General features: G+C 42.2%; 9 protein-coding genes. All 9 read right to left on the bottom strand.

Annotation, left to right across the window (positions count from 1 at the left end; translation table 11 throughout):
- Nucleotides 1-5: 5 nt before the first annotated feature.
- On the bottom strand, nucleotides 6-2,015 hold the full coding sequence (locus tag MR764_RS05040) for a hypothetical protein (protein WP_247978308.1): 2,010 nt from the start codon (nucleotides 2,013-2,015) through the stop codon (nucleotides 6-8).
- A gap of 5 nt (nucleotides 2,016-2,020) precedes the next feature.
- Nucleotides 2,021-2,992, bottom strand: a complete 972-nt coding sequence (locus MR764_RS05035; RefSeq protein WP_247978307.1) for a hypothetical protein — start codon at nucleotides 2,990-2,992, stop codon at nucleotides 2,021-2,023.
- A 70-nt stretch (nucleotides 2,993-3,062) separates the two neighbouring features.
- On the bottom strand, nucleotides 3,063-5,378 hold the full coding sequence (locus MR764_RS05030) for a hypothetical protein (RefSeq protein ID WP_247978306.1): 2,316 nt from the start codon (nucleotides 5,376-5,378) through the stop codon (nucleotides 3,063-3,065).
- A 60-nt stretch (nucleotides 5,379-5,438) separates the two neighbouring features.
- Complete coding sequence (locus tag MR764_RS05025) at nucleotides 5,439-7,283, bottom strand: beta-L-arabinofuranosidase domain-containing protein (protein ID WP_247978305.1); 1,845 nt, start codon at nucleotides 7,281-7,283, stop codon at nucleotides 5,439-5,441.
- Nucleotides 7,284-7,769: 486 nt separating this feature from the next.
- On the bottom strand, nucleotides 7,770-10,043 hold the full coding sequence (locus tag MR764_RS05020) for a RagB/SusD family nutrient uptake outer membrane protein (protein WP_247978304.1): 2,274 nt from the start codon (nucleotides 10,041-10,043) through the stop codon (nucleotides 7,770-7,772).
- Nucleotides 10,044-10,054: 11 nt separating this feature from the next.
- Entirely contained in the window at nucleotides 10,055-13,132 is a 3,078-nt protein-coding gene (locus MR764_RS05015; RefSeq protein WP_247978303.1) for a SusC/RagA family TonB-linked outer membrane protein, read from the bottom strand.
- A 29-nt stretch (nucleotides 13,133-13,161) separates the two neighbouring features.
- Nucleotides 13,162-14,979, bottom strand: coding sequence for a RagB/SusD family nutrient uptake outer membrane protein (locus MR764_RS05010; protein WP_247978302.1), 1,818 nt, complete (start codon nucleotides 14,977-14,979; stop codon nucleotides 13,162-13,164).
- Nucleotides 14,980-14,998: 19 nt separating this feature from the next.
- The gene (locus MR764_RS05005; RefSeq protein WP_247978301.1) at nucleotides 14,999-18,457 is read right to left on the bottom strand and encodes a TonB-dependent receptor; all 3,459 of its coding nucleotides are present in this window, start codon (nucleotides 18,455-18,457) and stop codon (nucleotides 14,999-15,001) included.
- A 121-nt stretch (nucleotides 18,458-18,578) separates the two neighbouring features.
- Nucleotides 18,579-19,769, bottom strand: a complete 1,191-nt coding sequence (locus MR764_RS05000; protein ID WP_247978300.1) for a FecR domain-containing protein — start codon at nucleotides 19,767-19,769, stop codon at nucleotides 18,579-18,581.
- Nucleotides 19,770-19,828 lie beyond the last annotated feature (59 nt).

Raw genomic sequence — 19,828 nt, 5'->3', positions numbered from 1 at the left:
TTCCACTATTTTACGTCATTAATTTCGTCTCTATTTTTTGTGATTTGATTCCCCTCCACATAATTTACTGCGGCTTCAATATTTATCCCGCTCTCCCACGGGCGGTAACGGCAACCGTTCGGAACATCGTTGAGGTAATATTCGCACCATGTTCCGGTTTCGTCGCGCAGATCCATCATTTTCAGGTAAATATCTTTTGCCAGTGGATGATTAAACCAGGTAAGGGCATACAAAAACAAGCCGTAATCGTATCCCAGCAATTTTCCTTCCTGCTGTGCAACCGTTATACGTCCTTTTTGCTGGTAAAGCGCCACCAACTCATTCAGCATCGTCTCTTTTTCTTCGTTCGTAAATAATTCGGCATCCACATAAATGGGCATCAGATAAACCGAGGGAAGGAAAAACTCATCCGAAGGCTCCGACTCAATCCCGTCGCTGACTTTTCCATAGCATTCTTTACAGAAATACAAGGAACCTTTGTGGTGTTTCAGAATTCCGCGATAGCCACCATGCCCCGGGTACAGACATACTCCGTATCTGAATTCAGGATAGTCACAATGTTCTGCACGCGAGGGATTGTTGGCCATTAAACGACCATTTTTCATGAAATTCTTTCGGAAACCGGCTTTGACCTGATCGAGCAAGTCGTTGTTTTCATTTAACCAAGCGGCATCTTTTAGTTGTTCATTTTCAATAAATCGTAATAAACGTGTTCCTCCTTCAACAAAAAGCAAGGTAGCTTCGGCAGAACCATCGTTTAAAACCTTGCGCGGAATCAGTCCCCCTGCAATGTAAGTCTCATCGCCGTTAAAGGGCAGCATGTTATCGACCAGGTTCTTTTTTTGAACCTCCCAGCTCCATTCCAGAAAAGGCAATATCTTTTTAACAAAGGCTTTATCGTCGGTTTTCTTCAGGTAATCAAATGCCTGAATGAGCAAATAACCGGTGATTTCGACCTCGTCGTTTTCGTGTTTATGAAAAATACCGGGAATACCGATGGCCTGTGCATTATAAAGTACACCAAATCGTTGCCAGACATCGAAATAGAAATCCAGAATCTTACGTGCTTCATCGTAGTATCCCAGCGCCAAAAAGGCCCGCGAAACACCGTATTCGTCCCGCACATAAGCCATGTGATAGTAATGCCCTGCCAATACTCCACCCGATTCGCCTTGTTGGGTTCTCAGCAAAACAGACACATCGTCAACCGCTTTCATCAGTTCGGCTTTATCCGGATTCTGTCCGTCGATTTCCCGGGCAAAGTCAGTTCTTTGTGTTACGAATTTATGCCAGTCTCCTCGGGTATTTGAAAGCAATTCCTCCGGTTTTTGGCGAAGGATTTTATCCAGATTGCTGTTTAACTGCTGAAACGCCGGGCCTCCAACCAGGTACAAAACACCTTTCCCCTCTCCAAATTTCAGCATATACTCCATTTTATCGTCGGCACTGGGGTAAACACGAACCGAACCGTTTGTTACAATCTGGTGGTTAATCTCAAACGGGCTTGGATAGTCGTTGTAAACAAATACGCCCGGCAAAGCACTAACCAACAAACTATTATTGATCCCGAACTCTTTTTCGTGTCGAGGATAATCGATTACAGAAACAGAATTGCGATGATTTTCAACCGACAGCGAGAAATATACAGGTTCGGTTAAATCCGAAGTCCGGCAAAAACAATCCACTCCAGCGGGAACAAAATCGGTTATTGTACCAACTTTTTTACCGTTTTTATAAAGCTTGTGTATATAAATATCAGTTCCGGGTTCCCTGCTGGTTTCAACCTCAATACCCGATGTGCTCAACGATGAATTAAAAAAGGACGGAGTGCTGTAAGGAGGGCCAAACACCTGTTGAATATCAACCCCGTTGGCATAAACACAGTAATTTCCATTTCCCAGACAATGTTTACCGCTGTTTTCCTGAGCTCCGGAAGTGAAACAACTCCCAAAAACCAACCAGAAACAACTAACCAGAAACAATCTACCGTACCTATTTCGCCTTTTGGGTTTCATTATTTTTAATTTTTATCCAAATGCAATTCGTAAATCTTTTTGCGGATATCGGTAAGCGTACCTACCACGATGTAATATTCATATTCGTACACGCTGTTTTTATTCAAGGTTGCTTTTTTTACCGGAGCGATATACGATGTAGGAGCTTCGTCAGCTTCAGCGCCCGGAGTGCCCGACATTCCGGCTAAAAAGCGGATACACTGTGGATTATAAACAGCCATCCCCCACCCGGAATCATCAACAAAAGCCATCCAGTTTTCCGGCACATTGTTGTAAATTCCCCAAAAGCCGCTGGCAAGATTTACAACTTCGAGCTGCGTGATATCGGCACCCGTAAACGGGGCGTCGCCCATGTAACTGTACAGCTTACTCAGGGCAGAAATCGGGTAAACTGCCGGCAATTCCTGATCATTTAAAATTCCCTCTCCGTAAATGGTATCGGTGCGGTGACACGTCAGGCGATTCTTTACTTTCAACACATTTCCATCCAGCGTGGTCCACTGTTCCATTTCGGCCTCTGCCGGTTTATTGTTCATATCCCATTGCATGGGTATGCATTTTACATAAATTTCATTTTCCGACTTCTGAAAATCGAGGATTTCAGCACGATTTCGAAAAGCATCGCCTACCTGTATCGGGTTCCAACTCCAAGGCGACCAGCTTGCCGATTGTCCTTCGTCCTGCCGGTTTACACTTTTGCCCGCATAATACGATTGCTGAATGTAACGGCCTTCATCAAAAATATTTACTATACTCCGGTCTTTGCCCGACAACGACAAATAGGAAATGGCACCGCCGCGGGTTAAATCGAGTTTCAATGTCAGTACTTCGTTGTCGATAACAGGTTTAGTGCTTTCGACGACCACAACCGCCGCCGGTTCATTATTGCTACACTGCGAAAACAGCGGAAGCTGCAGACACAGGAATAGTAAACTCAATATTCTTTTCAGATTTAAATTGGATTGGCAATTATTCATCGTTCGATTTTTATTGATTATTCATTTTTGATATTGACAGTGAACGCCTTGATTCACCTCCTTACTTTATTTAGTCAAATTTTAAAGGACTGTTTATGTAGGTCCAGTTTTGAGTAATATCGAGCAGAGCCTGAGGCACATCTTCAACTTCACCTTGAATCACTCCTTCCAGCTCTCCCTTGTCGTTAGTCCATATTGCGAGATCAACCGGCTTATCCAACCTGATCGATAAATTACCGGTTTTAAAAAAGGTCAATCCACCAGCTGCAAGAGCCTCCAGCTGTCCATTATCATCCAGCCGTACTGCTGCAACTCCAAGTGCATTAAAAACAACTTCGTATTTTCCAACTTTCATTTTAGATTCAATTGGATCGCCTGACGGATGATTTATCGCCGCCACCTGGATAAGGGTACCATCGATCAATCGACAAAATCCCTGAGTTGGCGGAGTATTGGAAGCATAACCAAATCCTGAAAGCAAGCGTGAAGCAGGTGTCTGCAACTCGATTTTTTGCTTTTTCAGAATTTTTTGAACTTTTTTAATCAGGTCTTCAATGTTTTCTGAAATTTTCATTGTTGAAGGCAAAGCCGCGTTTCCATCAAAAAGTTGTCCGTTAAAATCGCGTGTCCAGTTCCCGATCCGAAACAGGTTCGTTTGTCCGGTTGAGGCCTCTTGAAAAAATGTTGATGTTGAGTTTTTCTCAAATTCGGGATGGTATAAAACAACGGCAGCATAGCGCTGACTTCCATAAGTAATCCATCCATCTTCATCGATTTGCATGCTTTCGTTTTCAATTTCGCTGGTTGGAATCAAATCGGCAGGAATCCCCTCACTCCACAAACGATTAATCAGTGTCATTCCCAAATCTTCGGCATACGGTCCCGCCCAGTTCATTGCCGAAGGATGGCCGAAAACAACAGCGACCGGACAATTCAAGGGGCTCTCGCTTATAAAATTCAATAGTCGGACCCGGCTCTCCCCCTGCATTAACTCACCTTTAAGCAACTCGGTGTACTTTTCCTGCCTGCTTTTATCGCTAGGATATAGCGGATGATAGTTTATTCTTCCTCCGGCCAATACTGAACTCCAAAGTTCGTCTTCGTAGGCTTCCCGTTGTGTTCCATAATACTGGTTGTACCACACCGGACTTCCCCATTTTTTTGCGACCGCAGTTCGTGCCGCAAACGGAGTCACCTCATCGGTTTGCGCCCAGTCACGCTTTGCTGCCCACCAATAAAGACCGTTCTTTTTTGCCTCCAGCTTATTGGGATAGGGAAACCAGGTGGGATGGGTCACCACTGCAGCATCCGGTCCAAAAACCTTTTTTATGTTTTCGTAGAAATCGTTTTCCAACTCAATGTTACGTTCACGATTCAGTTCCATATAGGCATTGATTACGCCGTAACGTTCCGCTTCTTTTCCTTTTATTCCGGCATACATCAGCAAGCAGTCGGCCAACAGCTCCCGTCCTCCCGTCTTTTTAGCATACGCTTCGGCATAATGGTTCGAATACCAAAAATGATTCCCGCCAGCCATTCGGTCGGCAGGCGTACTTGGCGGAAATCCCCATTCGTCTCTCATGCCTCCTGCCAGGGGGACATCGGCATAAGCGTCAATAATATTACGTGTAAACTCGATTAAATGCGGAGCAAAAACATCAGGATAAAGATGTGTAAACGTTACCATTACACAGGCACGAAGCTCTTTGTATCCGTGCTTTGCGGGCAGTTTCACCACGAGCGAATCTTTTGTCGACACGGTTATCTTACATTCGTCGCTAATATCCTGAAGAGTATTTGGATCGATCCCATCAGAAGTTTTTGTATAAGAATACACACGCAGCAAGGCTCCGCTTAACGAAACATACGGAACTTTATTTCCAGTCATGTGATCGGAAAGGTCAATACTTTTTACAATGGTTGAAACGGCTTCATTTTCTGAAAGCGGCACTTCCTGAAGCCACAATGATTGCTGCAACTCATCGGGATACATTGCCTGAAACTTATGCCGTGCTATTCTGGGATCCAGTTCGAGGGCCAATTTTAATCCCTTTTCATGAGCGTATTCAGCAGCCCGTTTAACCTGGTTATGAACATCAATATCTGTAATATCGTGTCCGGAACGTCGGATGCCAACAGCAAGGAGATCGTAACACGAATAGCTTTCAAACATATCAACAGATGCTTTGTAACCATCAGCAGTAAAATCATTTTCGCCCCAAAACCACGCACCAATTACCGGTTGAATATCATCGGGAAGATGAGCTAACTTTTTACTAAACGATGGAATTGCTGCCTTGTTTTTACCGGCTTGCTGAGCCAGGCTTACAATGGATAAAAACATGCAGGCCGAATAAAACAGGATTATGTTAATGGTTTGTTTCATCGTTCATCTAATTTCGTCTGTATTTTTTTTGACCGTTTCAAACTATTAGCCTTACTACTACTACTCAGCTGTTGGCAGCCAAGTACAAATGTGTTTGCCGTTCCAGTTGTTAACCGATGCATAGTCAACAACCGTAATAAAGCCCCCTTCAACAGGCACCCGGAACTCCATCCCAGAGTCGGCACCATCTGAACTTTTCCCGGGCATAATATTCACATAACCATCCTCGGAAACAATATTTACCGGCTGATTGTAATTTTCATCGATGTTCTCATCTCGGGCTAAAACGATCGGACCGCGAATCAATGCGTTAAAATGATCGCCGGCACGGTTACTCCCTTTTGGTGCATCAACAATACGACAACGCATATCGAGCTGCAGTTCCATTTCATCGCCCGGATTCCATTTCCTCCGGATTTCAGCATAAGTACCGGGAGTCACTTCCACCGGCTTATTATTGACACTCAAACTCGTTTTTTCACTCCAACCGGGAATACGAAGCATCACCGGGAAAGATGCCGGTTTATCCGATAAAATTTTAATTTTCACCAGCCCTGAACGAGGAAAGTCCGTTTCGATTTTTAATTGTACCGTTGTTCCTTTGGCAGTAACAAAATCAGCTGTTGCAGTATTGTAGAGATTCACAACCGGACCTTCATCGGTGCGCATAACCGCCACGTAGGGTAAGTAGGCAAGCCCCATCGGTCCATTCAGGTTGCAACAAGTTACATGAAGACTATCGAACATCCAGCCCCAGCCTTCGCCATTAACTTTGGTTCCATTCAGCAGATTTACATAACTGAAGCCATCGCCTTCCGGTTTCATCGCACCAATTAATCCGTTGTAAACATATTTCTCGATTTCATCCATGGCCGATGACGTTCCTGTAAGCCGTGAAACCTGGCTGCAGAACTTCATCCAGGTAACGCCAACGCAAGTTTCCATCATACGGGTAATGTCAGGATTGGTTTGCTCTACCGCGGTATTTCCCCAGGCTTCTCCGGCAACCATCGGATGATAGGGCTGGTCGCTCCCTCCGTTACCAATTATCGTTATCTCTTTGGTCCTGACATTATTAAAATAGTTTTGAATCATTTGCAGCACTTCGGGATTTTGAGTCACCCGGTAGTATTCAACCAAGCCTTCAAATAATGACGTTGTTTCGTAGGCTTTTGGATAATGCCCGGCCATTTTATAGGGTTCTACATTATTGAGCGCCATCTCAAAAACATTGTAGTTTTTCGTACCTCCTGCTTCGAAAATATAGCTCGCAAAATCTAAATAACGTTGCTCATTTGTCCACTTGTACAAACGCATAAAAGGCTCGAACAAAGTGCTTGACTCAACATGACATGCTTCGTAACCAATGTTTGTTGCACTCCAGCCCACATCGGTAATTTCTGTTTTTGGAGCATGTCCGATTAAGTATATAATATTATCGGCATGTTTTATTAAAGCGTTTAAAACTGCCGGATCGGGATTTACCCATTCGTAATATTCTTCCAGTCCGAGCATTACATATTTTCGCTCCCACAAATCGCTGGCATCGGGTTGTTTTTCAGGTTCAATACAACTGATACTTCCGTCTGCACGTTGCGCAGAGAGCAAGTCTTTTACCGTTGCCTCCATTATACGTTTTAATTCCGGATCTTGCGTGTAGCGGTAAAACATACAGCCGGAGCGGACCGCTTTACCCCACATTTCGCCTAAAGCAAACTGAGGCCTGCCGTTTCTAAAGAAATCAACAAAAGAGGCATAAGGAACCACTCCTTTGTTCCAGTTTTTTATTGATTTCTGAATATAACCGTCTAAATATCCATCCAATTGTACGGCCCCCGAAGGCAGTACCGAAAATTTGTCCTGAACTTTGTTTTTGTCGCCGGCTTTTGCGGAACAAATAAGCATACAGCAAAAAAGCACCATCAAGCACCTTAATCTATATCGGTCCCTCTTACTTGAATCCTTTTTGTATCGCTTATTCATAAGTTTTCTGTTAGCCAATCATTTTTAAATTAATGTGCCATTTTATAGGTGCAGCCTGTTTATACATGATGTTTTTCAGGATTAACGAGTTCTGCGAATCGGCAAATTCAGGAAAAATTATAACTGCAAAATGCACCGATAGACGAATCTGCTCATCTTGAAAGACCAAACAAGAATACCTTCAATGATATTACTTTTTTAATATTCAAGTCGTTTAAAATTATACGAATGACAACAGTGGCAGTAGTAGAAACTTTGCGTCGAACGCTCTTTCAAAAAGAAAGAGGTTCGTTTACAAAGCATTAGGTTTAACTGGAAAATATCGTGTTTTGATCATGAGAAAAGGGCAGCCAATTGGCTGCTCTTTCTCATTTTCAATATTACACTACATCTAAACAAGATATGAACTTACCAACCTGGATTTTGCCAGCTGGTACCGGTGTAGCTCTCCATTTTTGACACTTCAGACTGATCGATTGGGTACCTTAAGTACTTGTCAGCATTAGTACCTCTATCTTCCAGCTTAATACGTGTATATGTATAAGAATCGCCTTCCTGGGTAATTTTCATTCCGGTAACGAAACCATCTGTTTCATTCAGAATTTTCCACCTGCGAACATCAAAGAACCGGTGTTCTTCGAATGCCATTTCAACCTGACGTTCATTGCGATACCGCACCTCAAACTCGCTTTCTGACAAACCTGCCGGCAGAGGCGGCATTTCCGCACGTTCGCGTATTGTATTCACAGCCTGGCGAGCAGACATAGCAGATCCGCCCACTGTTGACGGCACAGCTGCATCGGGACCTACTGATTGATAAGCTGCCTCTGCAAAATTCAGGTACAGTTCACCAAGTCTGAAGATCTTCATCAAACCATCCTGGTCGACATTTACTCCCGATTTGTAGTTATTAAACTTACGCATGTAATAGCCGGTTCTGGTATTTGTAATTTCATTTACCCGATCCGATATCTCACAGTTCCCTCCGACAAAAGTTTCGACTGGCGTAGGTGCCGGCGGTAGTGTAAAACATTCGATTCTGAAATTACGGATTGTAATTTCGTATCCAGCTCCGCCTGTTACGTCAAAACGTAGAAAATGATTTTCAGGACTTGCACCTCCACTTGAATTAACGCCAAAACCCCACGTATTGATAGCGGTCGTTAAATCGTATTCAAACCGAGTCCATTCAGAAGCCTGTGGAATGTGAATATTCTGGCCTGATTCAACTCCGCCCTGCGGGCCACCAGCCACACAAAAGAAAAACTCAGAATCAGTAATTGATTTGTTACTTTTATATTCGAACGAAACAACACGACTGTCTCCTGCAGTTAACGGACGGGTTAAAGTTGTCGTGAATATCCATGGATCACTACCTGTTGTTGCCAAAGTTACTTCGTCACCATTTTTAGTTGCAGTTATATTGTTGATCGTTGAAGTAAAACTTAAGGGAAACAAATCCTTATCGATATTCCCGGTAGTTAGTGAACGTGGCGAGTTATTGTAGTAAACAGAAGCATAAAAGCGTGGGTCCCTTCCTTCGTATGGATTAGCAGGATCGTACCCGGCACTGGCGTTTATGATTGGCTGCAAATGGCTGGCATCGAAATATCCCAAAACCGGCATTTCACCTGTTGCCTGCATTCCATAGGCGTCAACCAGTTCCTGAGAAGGACCAGCGCCTGCCTTTAAAGCTCCCTCTGTAATGGGCGTTCCTGCGTATTTCCATACATTTGTGCGGGAAGATGTAGTTTCAAATATCGTTTCCTTATCCACCGAGCGGCTTGGATCGGAACGATTAATAAAATAATAAGCATAAGCATTTTGAGCAATATCTGCGTTTGGAGTAATATCGAAAAGTTCAAATCCATGAGCCAAACATTCGTCAAGTGCTTCTTTTGTAATTTCAGTGACTTTATCCCAGGTGTATTTGCTCCCCTGCTCATACCAAAGCGGACTGGCTGCGTATAATGCTGCCTGCGATTTTACGGCATATGCAAACGCACGTGTGACATGACCTCGTTCATTATCACTAATATCCCATCTAAAACCGATGGTCGAGACACTGCTCTCCGGAATTTCAAGAGCTCTGTCGCAATCAGCCAAAATAAAATCTACACATGCTTCAAATGTAGCACGGCTATCTTGCGAAAAATCGTAGGTAATTTCGTAAGGTGCATCAATGATAGGTACACCACCATATCGTTTTATTAATTGAAGATAATAAAATGCCCGTAAGGTATAAACTTCACCAATCCAGCCATTTTTCTCCTCTTCATCAATATTTGCAGTAGCAACAGTTGGATCGTTTATACTCTCCAGAAAAGTGTTGCATTTCCGAATACCCTCAAAATAACGACTCCAGGGATCGCCTCCCGATGCTAATGGATTGTTTGATGACGATGTCCGGTTGTTATACCAATCGTTTACAGCACCGCTTACGCCGTCGCTGGCATCGTGTGCTTCATCGCAAAACGAAGCCAACGGGGTATTTTCGTAAGAAAAACCAACCTGCGGCATATAGTCACTACATCTGTTAAAGTAATTTCTGGTGGAATAATAATCCATGAAAATGTCATTTAGCGTCATTCGTCCATCAGATGGAATATCCAGGTCGGCACAGGAAACTAAGCCTAACACTGAGACAAACACTGTAAATAGTTTTGAAATATATTTTTTCATGCTAAAGCCATTTAAAAGTTAATATTTACGCCAAGGTTATATACCCTATAAGGCTGGAATGTATTCATTTGCCCAATTTCAGGATCGATGTATTTTGATTGTACATTATCAATCGTAAACAAGTTTTGAATGTTAACGGCAATACGTATGGTTTCCTTCGACGCTTTCTTGGAAAGGTTTACCGGTAAGGTATGAGCAATCTCAAGATTTCTTAAACGCAGATACGAACGATCCATCAAAAAGAAATCGTTGTTAACGTGGTTGGTTGAAGGTAACAATGACAGAGCAGGATATGAAATTTCCTCTCCGGCAGCATAACGTTCAGGTGTCCATGCATTTAAATGAATATCATTGAATATTCCCAGGCTCTCGTTTTCATAAACCCCTGTACCGCTTATAAACTGAGAAGCATTTCTTACACCATGGAAAAGAAACGACATTTCCCAATTCTTCCAGTTTACGCCACCGTTGAAAGTATATTCTTGCTCAGGTATCTTGGCATATCCCATGGGCGCTAAATCTTTTTCATCGATTGTATTATCATTATTCAAATCCTGATAGATAAAATCACCCACACGCGGTATACCCATAGAATAAACGAGGTTTGAGCTTGCTAATTCCTGTTCTGAATTAAACATTCCGTTTCCGTTACTGTAGTCAATTTTATACCCCCATTGTTGCCCATAGCGATATCCTTCGGTACGGTACGGATAAGCATAATCATCAGAATAAGGAGATTCGTTGATGCTAATCACTTTGTTTTTCGCCTGCATGAAATTAAAAGTAGCATAAGCTCTCAGCTCTTTACTGAATTGCTTATTGAAACCAACCGAAATTTCGTAGCCCTTATTTTCCATTTTACCATTGTTCAGTTTAGGATAGTACCCAAGAGGAATACCCTGGTAAACGGGAATTGTTGAAGAACTATTCACCAACATGTTGTCGACTTTATCTTTAAAATAATCAACACCGATGGTAAACATATTTAATAGACCAAGATCAAGACCAAGGTTCAGCTTTTTAATTTTTTCGGGAGACAAATCAGGATTCCCCCTCTCTTTCTCTTCGCCGGAAGAACGAATGTTATCCAGGTAAAGGAAACGAGAACCACCTATTTGATCGTTTGCTGTTAAACCATATGAAGCCCTTAGTTTTAATAGACTGATGAAATCAACATCAAAGAAATTTTCTTTAGAGGCAATCCAGGCTGCTGAAATGGACGGTGTAGCTATAAACCGGTTATCCGGATGAAATTGTTCTGAACCAGAATAACCAAGGTCTCCTTTTACAAAGTAACGGTCTTTAAACCCGTAGAGCACACTCACCCCAGCATTCTGTCGTTTGTAAGGTAATACATCACTTCCGCTTCCTGTTGCTTCTTTTTCCTGGTATAAATAATAGGTGTGAGCAGCAGCGTCGATTGAATGATCACCAAACTGACGTTTGTACTCAACCGTACCAAACAAATCGAGATAATAGAAGTAAACTGAACCTTTGGAATAAGCCAACGGAGTATTCTCGTCATCACCATATTTCCTAAAATTATCCAACACCGAATAATCATTTTCTCTAATCACTTTATAATACTCCTGAGTTGTAGAGGTATTGTTCCGAAGATAGGCCTGATAAGCCATAGCTCCACTAACGGACAAGCCTTTGGTAATGAAACTTAAATCAGCACTTAATCCGGCTTGTGCAATTACATTGGTTTCGATAATCTCTTTATAACCCGACCGATTAATTTCGCCATAAGCTGGATTATCAACTCCTACAATCGTAACAACCTGGTTGCTCTGGTCCGGGTCATCCTCAATCTCGGGAGACAATGGCCCATACATTGTCGGAGGCAAACTGAGTAAGTTACTGTAGATATCCCAGTTCATCCCGGCTCCTGTTTGCTTTTCGCGTTTCACACTACCTGCAAGGCGCATAAAACCCGATACATACTGATTAAAATTCACATCCATATTGGAGCGAAAATTGAAAATATTAACATGGGGAGTTGGATCATATTTACGGTCAGCAACATCTTCTACAATCAGAGGCTCGCCCTGGTTCACAAAATTCAATTCAGAGAAATATTTAAACTTTTTAGAACCTCCGGAAACATTTACTCCTGCGCGCTGTCTCAACACATAGTCTTTGATAAACATATCGTACCAGTCGTTATTCGGATATGCAATATTATCACCTGCACCAAACTGGTCGATTTCGTCCTGACTAAACTGAGAATACGTGCCAAGTCCATCCCGTTCGCCTGCCTCATTCCGAAGTTGCGCGTAGCGAGCCGAATTTATAAACATCGGCCGCTTAATCATTTGCTGGAAAGACTGATCAACATAAGCTTCTACCTTTTTTTCGCCATTAAACCCACGTTTGGTGGTAATAACAATCACTCCGTTGGCTCCCTGCATTCCATAAATTGCTGTTGCAGAAGCATCTTTAAGAACGCTCACACTTTCGATTTCTTTTGGTGAAATGAATTCGTAATACTGAGTGGGGCAAACTACACCATCTATAATAATTAGAGGCGAAGATCCATTTCGAGAAGAAATACCCCGAATTGTTTTAGTATAGTTTCCGTATCCGAAAAAAGTTAATTCAGAAAGGTTTTGCACGTTGGTTAAACCGGGTAACCTACCTGATAACGTTTCGGATAATATATTACTGGGGGTTTTGTCTAACTCTGCACCCGTTACCGAAGATACTGCACCGGTTACCGATTCTCGGGAATAAGAGTTATATCCCATATTCACAACACCGCCCATGTTATGATTATCAAAGTTCAGCGTTATTTTCTGGGTGCTTAATATTTCATCCACAGGAATCTTATAATCCAGAAAACCAATTGCTCTTACAACTACATATGAGCTTCCATCGTCAACTGTAATCTGACAACTACCATCGTTAGATGTTACATATTGGTTCTTGCCAAATTCTGAAACAACTACAGCACCGGCAACCGGCTCTCCGTACTCATTTACCACAAGGTTTTGGGGGAGAGATTCTCCTTGAGCATATAGATTGACGCACATCAACAAATATCCAATGTTGAGCGCTATATATTTGATAAATTTATCTATTGTCATAATTATGAATTTTAAATTCAAGTATTAGTTTACCATCCCGGATTTTGCCATGGCTGACCGGTTACCGACTCAAGCAGTGCTGCTTCAGACAATGGAAGCGGAAGCAGTAAATCTCTGTTTTGCCATCCTCCGCGAGGACTCTCCGAGATATTACGGCGTGAATAAGTAAAGCTACCATCTGAATTTTTAGTTATAACCATGGCTGTAAACCATTTACTGGTTTCACTTAAATCACCACTTGGATCTTGCCACCTTCTAAGGTCGAAGAAACGATTTTCTTCCCAGGCCAATTCAACACGACGTTCATTGCGAATTCGCAATATCAGTTCTTCTTTTGACAAACCGGCAGAGAGCTCGGGCATTCCTGAACGGGCTCTAACTTCGTTTACAGCAGCTCTGGCTTCATCCAAGTGACCCGCTTCAGCAGCCGTTTCTGCCAAATTAAGCAAGGTCTGACCTAAACGATAAAACTTCCAATTTGCGTTGTTGATTTGGTTGGTTCCACTGGCACCGGGTGTAACCATTTTACAATGATAGTAACCGGTTCGCGATGAAACCCTGTTGGTAACATCCCAACTGGGAGCATGCTTCCCTCCTGTGTAGGTTTCAATCGTCACCTTTTTGTTATCAAACAAGATTTCACTTCCATTATACAACACCGTTTGAGCCAGTCGTGGGTCACGATTAGCATACGGATTATTAGGATCGTATAACGTATTAGCCTCATTGTAGTTAGGTTGCAGATGTTTTTCATCCAAATAAGGTCGCTCCAGATCCAATACAGGTTGTCCGTCGATCGTTTCAAAGGCATCGACTAATTCCTGTGTCGGACAGGTACCGCACTTGTAAGTATTTGGCATATTACTTCCAATATAACCGATATGCCAAACAAACAGTCCACCTGATCTGGCCCGGTATATGGTTTCTTTATCGCGAGGTGTTGGTACAAAATCTGCATCCTGATCTACCAACTGCCGATAGGCAGCTGCAGGGCCGGTGCCAAACACATTGGGTTGGGTGCATACTGTAAATAGCTCATAGCCATTTGCTTTTAATTTTGATACCGCATCCTTTGTAACCTGATAGGCCTCTTCCCAATGGTTTTCTCCTTCGTTGTGCAGCGGGCTGGCGGCAAACATCATCGCCTCAGATTTCAGAGCGCAGGCCAAAGCCTTTGTGGCACGACCTCCATCACCACTCCCGTCTATCCTCCAGGGGAGTTCTGACTCTGCTAAAGCATCATTACAATCAGCAACAATAAGCGAAGCAACTTCATAAACCGATTGCCGTGTCAAAGTTGAAAAATCAGCATCAAACGGAACTGTTTCGTTCAATACAGGAACTTTTCCGAACCATTTAATCAGCTCCATGTAAAAGAAGCTTCTCATCACTTTAGCTTCTGCTTTAAATCTTCCTCGGTCAGCTTCATCGTTAACAGCAGCTTCATCAATCACTTCAATAAACTGCGAACATAAACGTATCTGTTGCCAGTAACGGCTCCAATAACTATTGTTATTGGCACCGTGTCCATCGGGGAAATCACGCATAGGATGCCAGCTGGCCGAACAATTGTCTTTGTAGTACTGATCCACCAACTGCCCCTGTGAATCTTCCGACGTCCAACCGTCATCAGTACAGGCTACCACTGCCGGATCGAAAAAGAAGTAGGCATACCCTTTTTGGGGAATGTTATTATAAACGCGGTTCAACAAGGCTTCCACTTTATCCGGATCAGACAGTACCTCATCCATCTGCATATTTCCGTCAGGAGCCATGTCTAAAGCGTCGGTACAACTGCTGAAAAACGCAACAATTAATACCAAAATTATATAGATGTAATTCTTCATTTTTATTCAGATTAAGCGGTTAGAAAGTCATATTAACACCAAATGTTACCATTTTGGTTAATGGGTAAACCAGTGCATCATTTTGTTCAGGATCGATTGTGTTAACCGGTAATTTATCCCATGTTAACAGGTTGTTGCCATTAGCGAAAACTCTGACTCTGGATATGCCAACAGGTTTTAAAATACTCTCGGGCAGACTATAACCAATCTCTATGTTTTTCAAACGCAAGTAGGAGCGGTCCATGATAAAGAAGTTATTCGATTTCTGGCTAACACCGGCCGACATTCCAAGCGCAGGATATAAAATTTCTTCTCCATTTTCATATCGTTCAGCTGTCCATGCTTGTTTATGCCAATCACTAAAGAAACCTACCAATCCAAATTCAGTTACCCCCCACCCCGTATGTGTGATACTACTTTGAGCGATACCGGAAAATACAAACGACATGTCGAAGTTTTTGTAATTAATCGCACTGGACAAACCGTATGATATACGCGGCACCGTAGGATTACCGATTGGAACTAAATCCCGATCGTTAATTTTTCCATCGTTATTGACATCAACATACATAAAATCACCTAGTCTTGGCGTTCCACCAACTTCATAGGTAGGAAGATTGTCGAGCTCTTCCAACGTATTTATGTAACCATTACCATTACTGTAATCAATCTGGTATCCAAAACGTTGACCGATACTAAAACCAGTACTCCTGTAACGGTAAGCATAATCTTCTCCGTATTGAACTTCATCAGCATATTTTACAGTATTCTCGTTGTAGTTGAAATTACCTCTCACGGTAAAAGAAAGATCTTTGTTCACCGTTTTTTGGTAAGCAAGTTCAATCTCATATCCTTTATTATCCACAACACCAATATTTACTTTTGGAATATTACCTAACGGTACACCCTGCAGTACCGGAATCGTTGATCTGCTAATAAGGATTTTATCACGATGCTCGTCGAAGACGTCAACGGTAAGCGAAAGATCGTTGAACAATTTTAAATCGACTCCGAAATTTTTCTTTTCGGCTTTTTCCCATTGAAGAGCTTCATTACCCATTCTGCCCTGTACAACACTTTGTCCATAACCTAACCCAGGAATAACCCCTCCTGACATAGTTATTGAACTCTGATATAAGAATCGGCTGTCGCCAAGTTTATCATTACCGGTTATACCGTACGAACCTCTAAATTTTAGGTGCGTAACGACCGGGTTGTCTTTCAGGAAACTTTCGTTGCTGGCTACCCATCCCAACGAGTAAGCAGGAAATGAACCAAAGCGATTTTTCGGTGCAAATTGCTCGGATCCGTTATAACCAAAGTTAAATTCGGCTAAATATCGATTGTCATAATCGTAAGTTACACGACCAACATATCCAATTACATTATATGGTAAATCAGCACTGGCCTTATCCCACTTGTCTCTCTGATAAAGCGCCAAACCAGTGACGGTATGCAAACCAAATGTTCTGGCGTAATTCAGAGATGCCTGATAATTCGAATAATAATAGGTACTCATACCTTTGGTTAAAGTCATCGCTTTGTCCTGATTTTCCCTAATCGGAGAATAGTAGCTCGATTCGTCAGCATTCCGTGCAACATTGAAACCGTAAACATTTACCCCACGGTATCCCTGACGTACGGTGCTTGCGTGACTATCAAAGGCCACCATTCCTTTTGCACTCAATCCTTTTGTAATAAAATCCAGTCCCCAATCGATTGCCAAAGAAGAATTCAATACGGTTGAACCTTCCGATCTGTATCCCCTGCGGTTTATTTCACCATAGGTATTCCTGTCTTGCCCCGACTGAGCTACAATTTCATTTTCGGGTACTCCATATCCGGCAACTGTAATTGGCCCCGGGTCCGTAGGAGGAGTTCCCCAAGTATAAGCAATCATGTTCTGAACCATACCCTCCACGCTACCACTGAATAAAGACACAGTTTGTGGCGTGTTCATTTTCTGCAAGTAGGTTGCAAGATTCAATGATGCTTTTAGATTACTGGCCAGGTTAAAGTCTATATTTCCCCTGAAATTATAACGGTCCATAGCGTAGCTGGGATCGTATCCCAGGAAGCTCTCTGGTTCGGTTTTGAAGTTACCTCCCTGTCCGATATATCCGGCATTCAGGAAGTACGAAAAAAACTTACCACCTCCGTTAAAATTAGCGTTAACGCGGGTTTGAGGAGCCCAATCCCGAAAATAATCATGAAACACATCACGATCGGGATAGAATACAAGATCTTCACCACTTTTATATTTATCAATCATATATTGAGTGAAAGGCAGATCTGCATCTGCTGCTCCGGGGTTACCATTGAGATATGCCTGATTACGTAATTCAGCAAATTCCCACGAGTGAATTCTATCGTTCTGAACAAGAAACTTCTGATAACTTTGATTTACTGTTATATTCAGTTCCGATTTGCCTTCCTGTCCTCTTCGTGTAGTAATAATAATAACACCATTTGCACCTCGGACACCAAACACTGCCGTTGCCGAAGCATCTTTCAGAATTGAAATAGATTCAACTTCATTAGGATCCAATTTATCAATACTTTCCCGTGGAATACCATCGATCAAAATAAGTGGGGAAGCATCATTTAATGTTCCCATCCCCCTAAGGTAAAGGTTTACATTATCGCTACCGGGCTGTCCTGACGATTGCATAACTGTTAAACCAGGAAGCTGTCCGGCCAATGCCACAGAAAGGTTCGCAGCTGAGCTTTGTTTCAACTCTTCTGTGCGAACCGAAGAAATAGCACCAGTTACCGATTCTTTCTTCTGGCTACCATAACCTACCACAACCACCTCTTCGAGGTCGGCTGTTTCTTCTTCCAGTACGATATTGAATGTTGATTGTCCGGCTAAAACAATTTCCTGCATTTTCATCCCAACAAACGAAAACTGCAGAATTTCAGCTGCAACTGGCACTTCGAAGCTGAAATTTCCATCGGGATCGGTAACGGTTCCAACAGTGGTCCCTTTTACGATAACCGTAACACCAGGTAATGGCAAACCTTTAGCGTCAGTTACTTTACCGGAAACTGTTTTCTTTTGCGGCGCATCTGCTTCGCTTTCCTGAAGCAGACCCGGTGGTTCGATTTTCTTGGTATCCTTATGGATTATAACTGCCTTATGAACGATCTCATACGTTAAGCCCGTGTTTTTCAAACACTCATCGAGAATAGCGTCGACAGTTTGATCGCTAAACTCTACATTTAACCCCTGAACTTCTTCTATCTCATCGTTTTGATAGAAAAAATTGAACTGGGTCATTTTCTTCATTGTCCAGATGACCTCTTCAAGCGATGCCTGTTTCATACTTAGACTAATCTTTGTAGCCTGTGAGTAAGACTCCGTTGCAGCAGCCTGAAATGCTGAAGCCAAAATAATCACCCAAACAACTTTCATCATAATTAAAAATTGAAACACCTCCCACTTAAGGAAAGTGCTCATTACACCATTTTTTTTCATAAGTTTGAATGTTTAATTATTAATACTCCGCTTCGCGGCGGATATTTGTTCTCAGGACGGGAAATGCTGCCAACATTTCCTGTCTTTCTTTTTTTCAGTTTTATTAGTTCCGTTTATTCGCTTACTTTTTCGCGAATAAAATGGTGTTGTCGTTAACTCTTACGTTAACTTGATTTGTTGCTTTTATTATGTCTATGAACTTTTCAATTTCGTCGTATTTATCCAAACTGCCACTAAATCTCAGGTCTTTAACTTCCGGATTCATGTAAAAAACCTTAGCTGAATACCAGCGGGTTAACAAAACCATAATTTCTTCCAGCGGCATATCGTAGAAAACCATTTGACCATCTTTCCAGCTGATATAATTGCTTACATCGACATTACGAAGCGCAATTTTACCCGACAGATTATCCATTACGGCCTGTTCGTTTGGATTCAAAATCTGGACATTCTCATCGTCCTGGGTATTCGATAGTTTCACTTTACCTTCAACCAGAGTAGTGACTGTATTCTTTGAGTCTTCGTAAGCATTTACATTAAACGATGTCCCCAAAACCTCCACCTTCATTTCTTTGGTATTCACCACAAAAGGCTTTCCCGCATTTTTTGTGACTTCGAAATAAGCTTCACCCACCAACTCTACCTCTCGTTTATCAGAGCCAAATTGTACCGGATACTTCAATGAAGTCATCGAATTAAGGTAAACCTTCGTGCCATCCGACAATGTCAAACGGTATTCGCCTCCCAGCGGAACATTGATAATGTTGTAAACCGGTTGTTTCATCAACTGTTCGTCTGATTTTCGGTAACTGATCTCCCCCTGAATTTTTTCAATCTCTGTACCATCGATTTCAGTGAGTGATAACATATTGATCGAATCCAGAAAAACATCGCGACCATCACACAAGGTTAATGTAGCTTTTGATGATCCGGGTTTTATTTGGGCGAACTGTTGTTGATTGATTTTCTTTTTTGCGATTTGATTGTCGAAATAAAAATAGGCAACACCCCCTACAAAAAGCGGTAAAACTAGAATGGCCGCAATGCGTGTAATGGTTCTTAGAATTATTGTTCTCGATCTTTTCTTTATTTCCGAGTAAACTGCCGACCAACCTTCATCAACATTTACATCTTCCCGATCAGCCAGCCAGCTTTTAAAGTTTTGGGAATTTTTGAGTTTGATATATAAAGCGTTATTGGCTGCATTCATATTGCGCCAAGCACGAAGCTCCCTTAATTCTTCCTCATCAATTTCGTCGCTTATTTCGCGAGCTATCAGTAACGCTATTTTTTCGTATTCTAAGTCGGGCATTGTCTGTTTTTGTATACCAACATTAATGAAGCACGTAAGTATCGATTTGGGGTGACACC

It is taken from the genome of Maribellus sp. YY47, assembly GCF_023111095.1.
In the GTDB taxonomy this organism is placed as follows: Bacteria; Bacteroidota; Bacteroidia; order Bacteroidales; family Prolixibacteraceae; genus Draconibacterium.
This window is presented reverse-complemented; position numbering and strand designations above follow the sequence as displayed.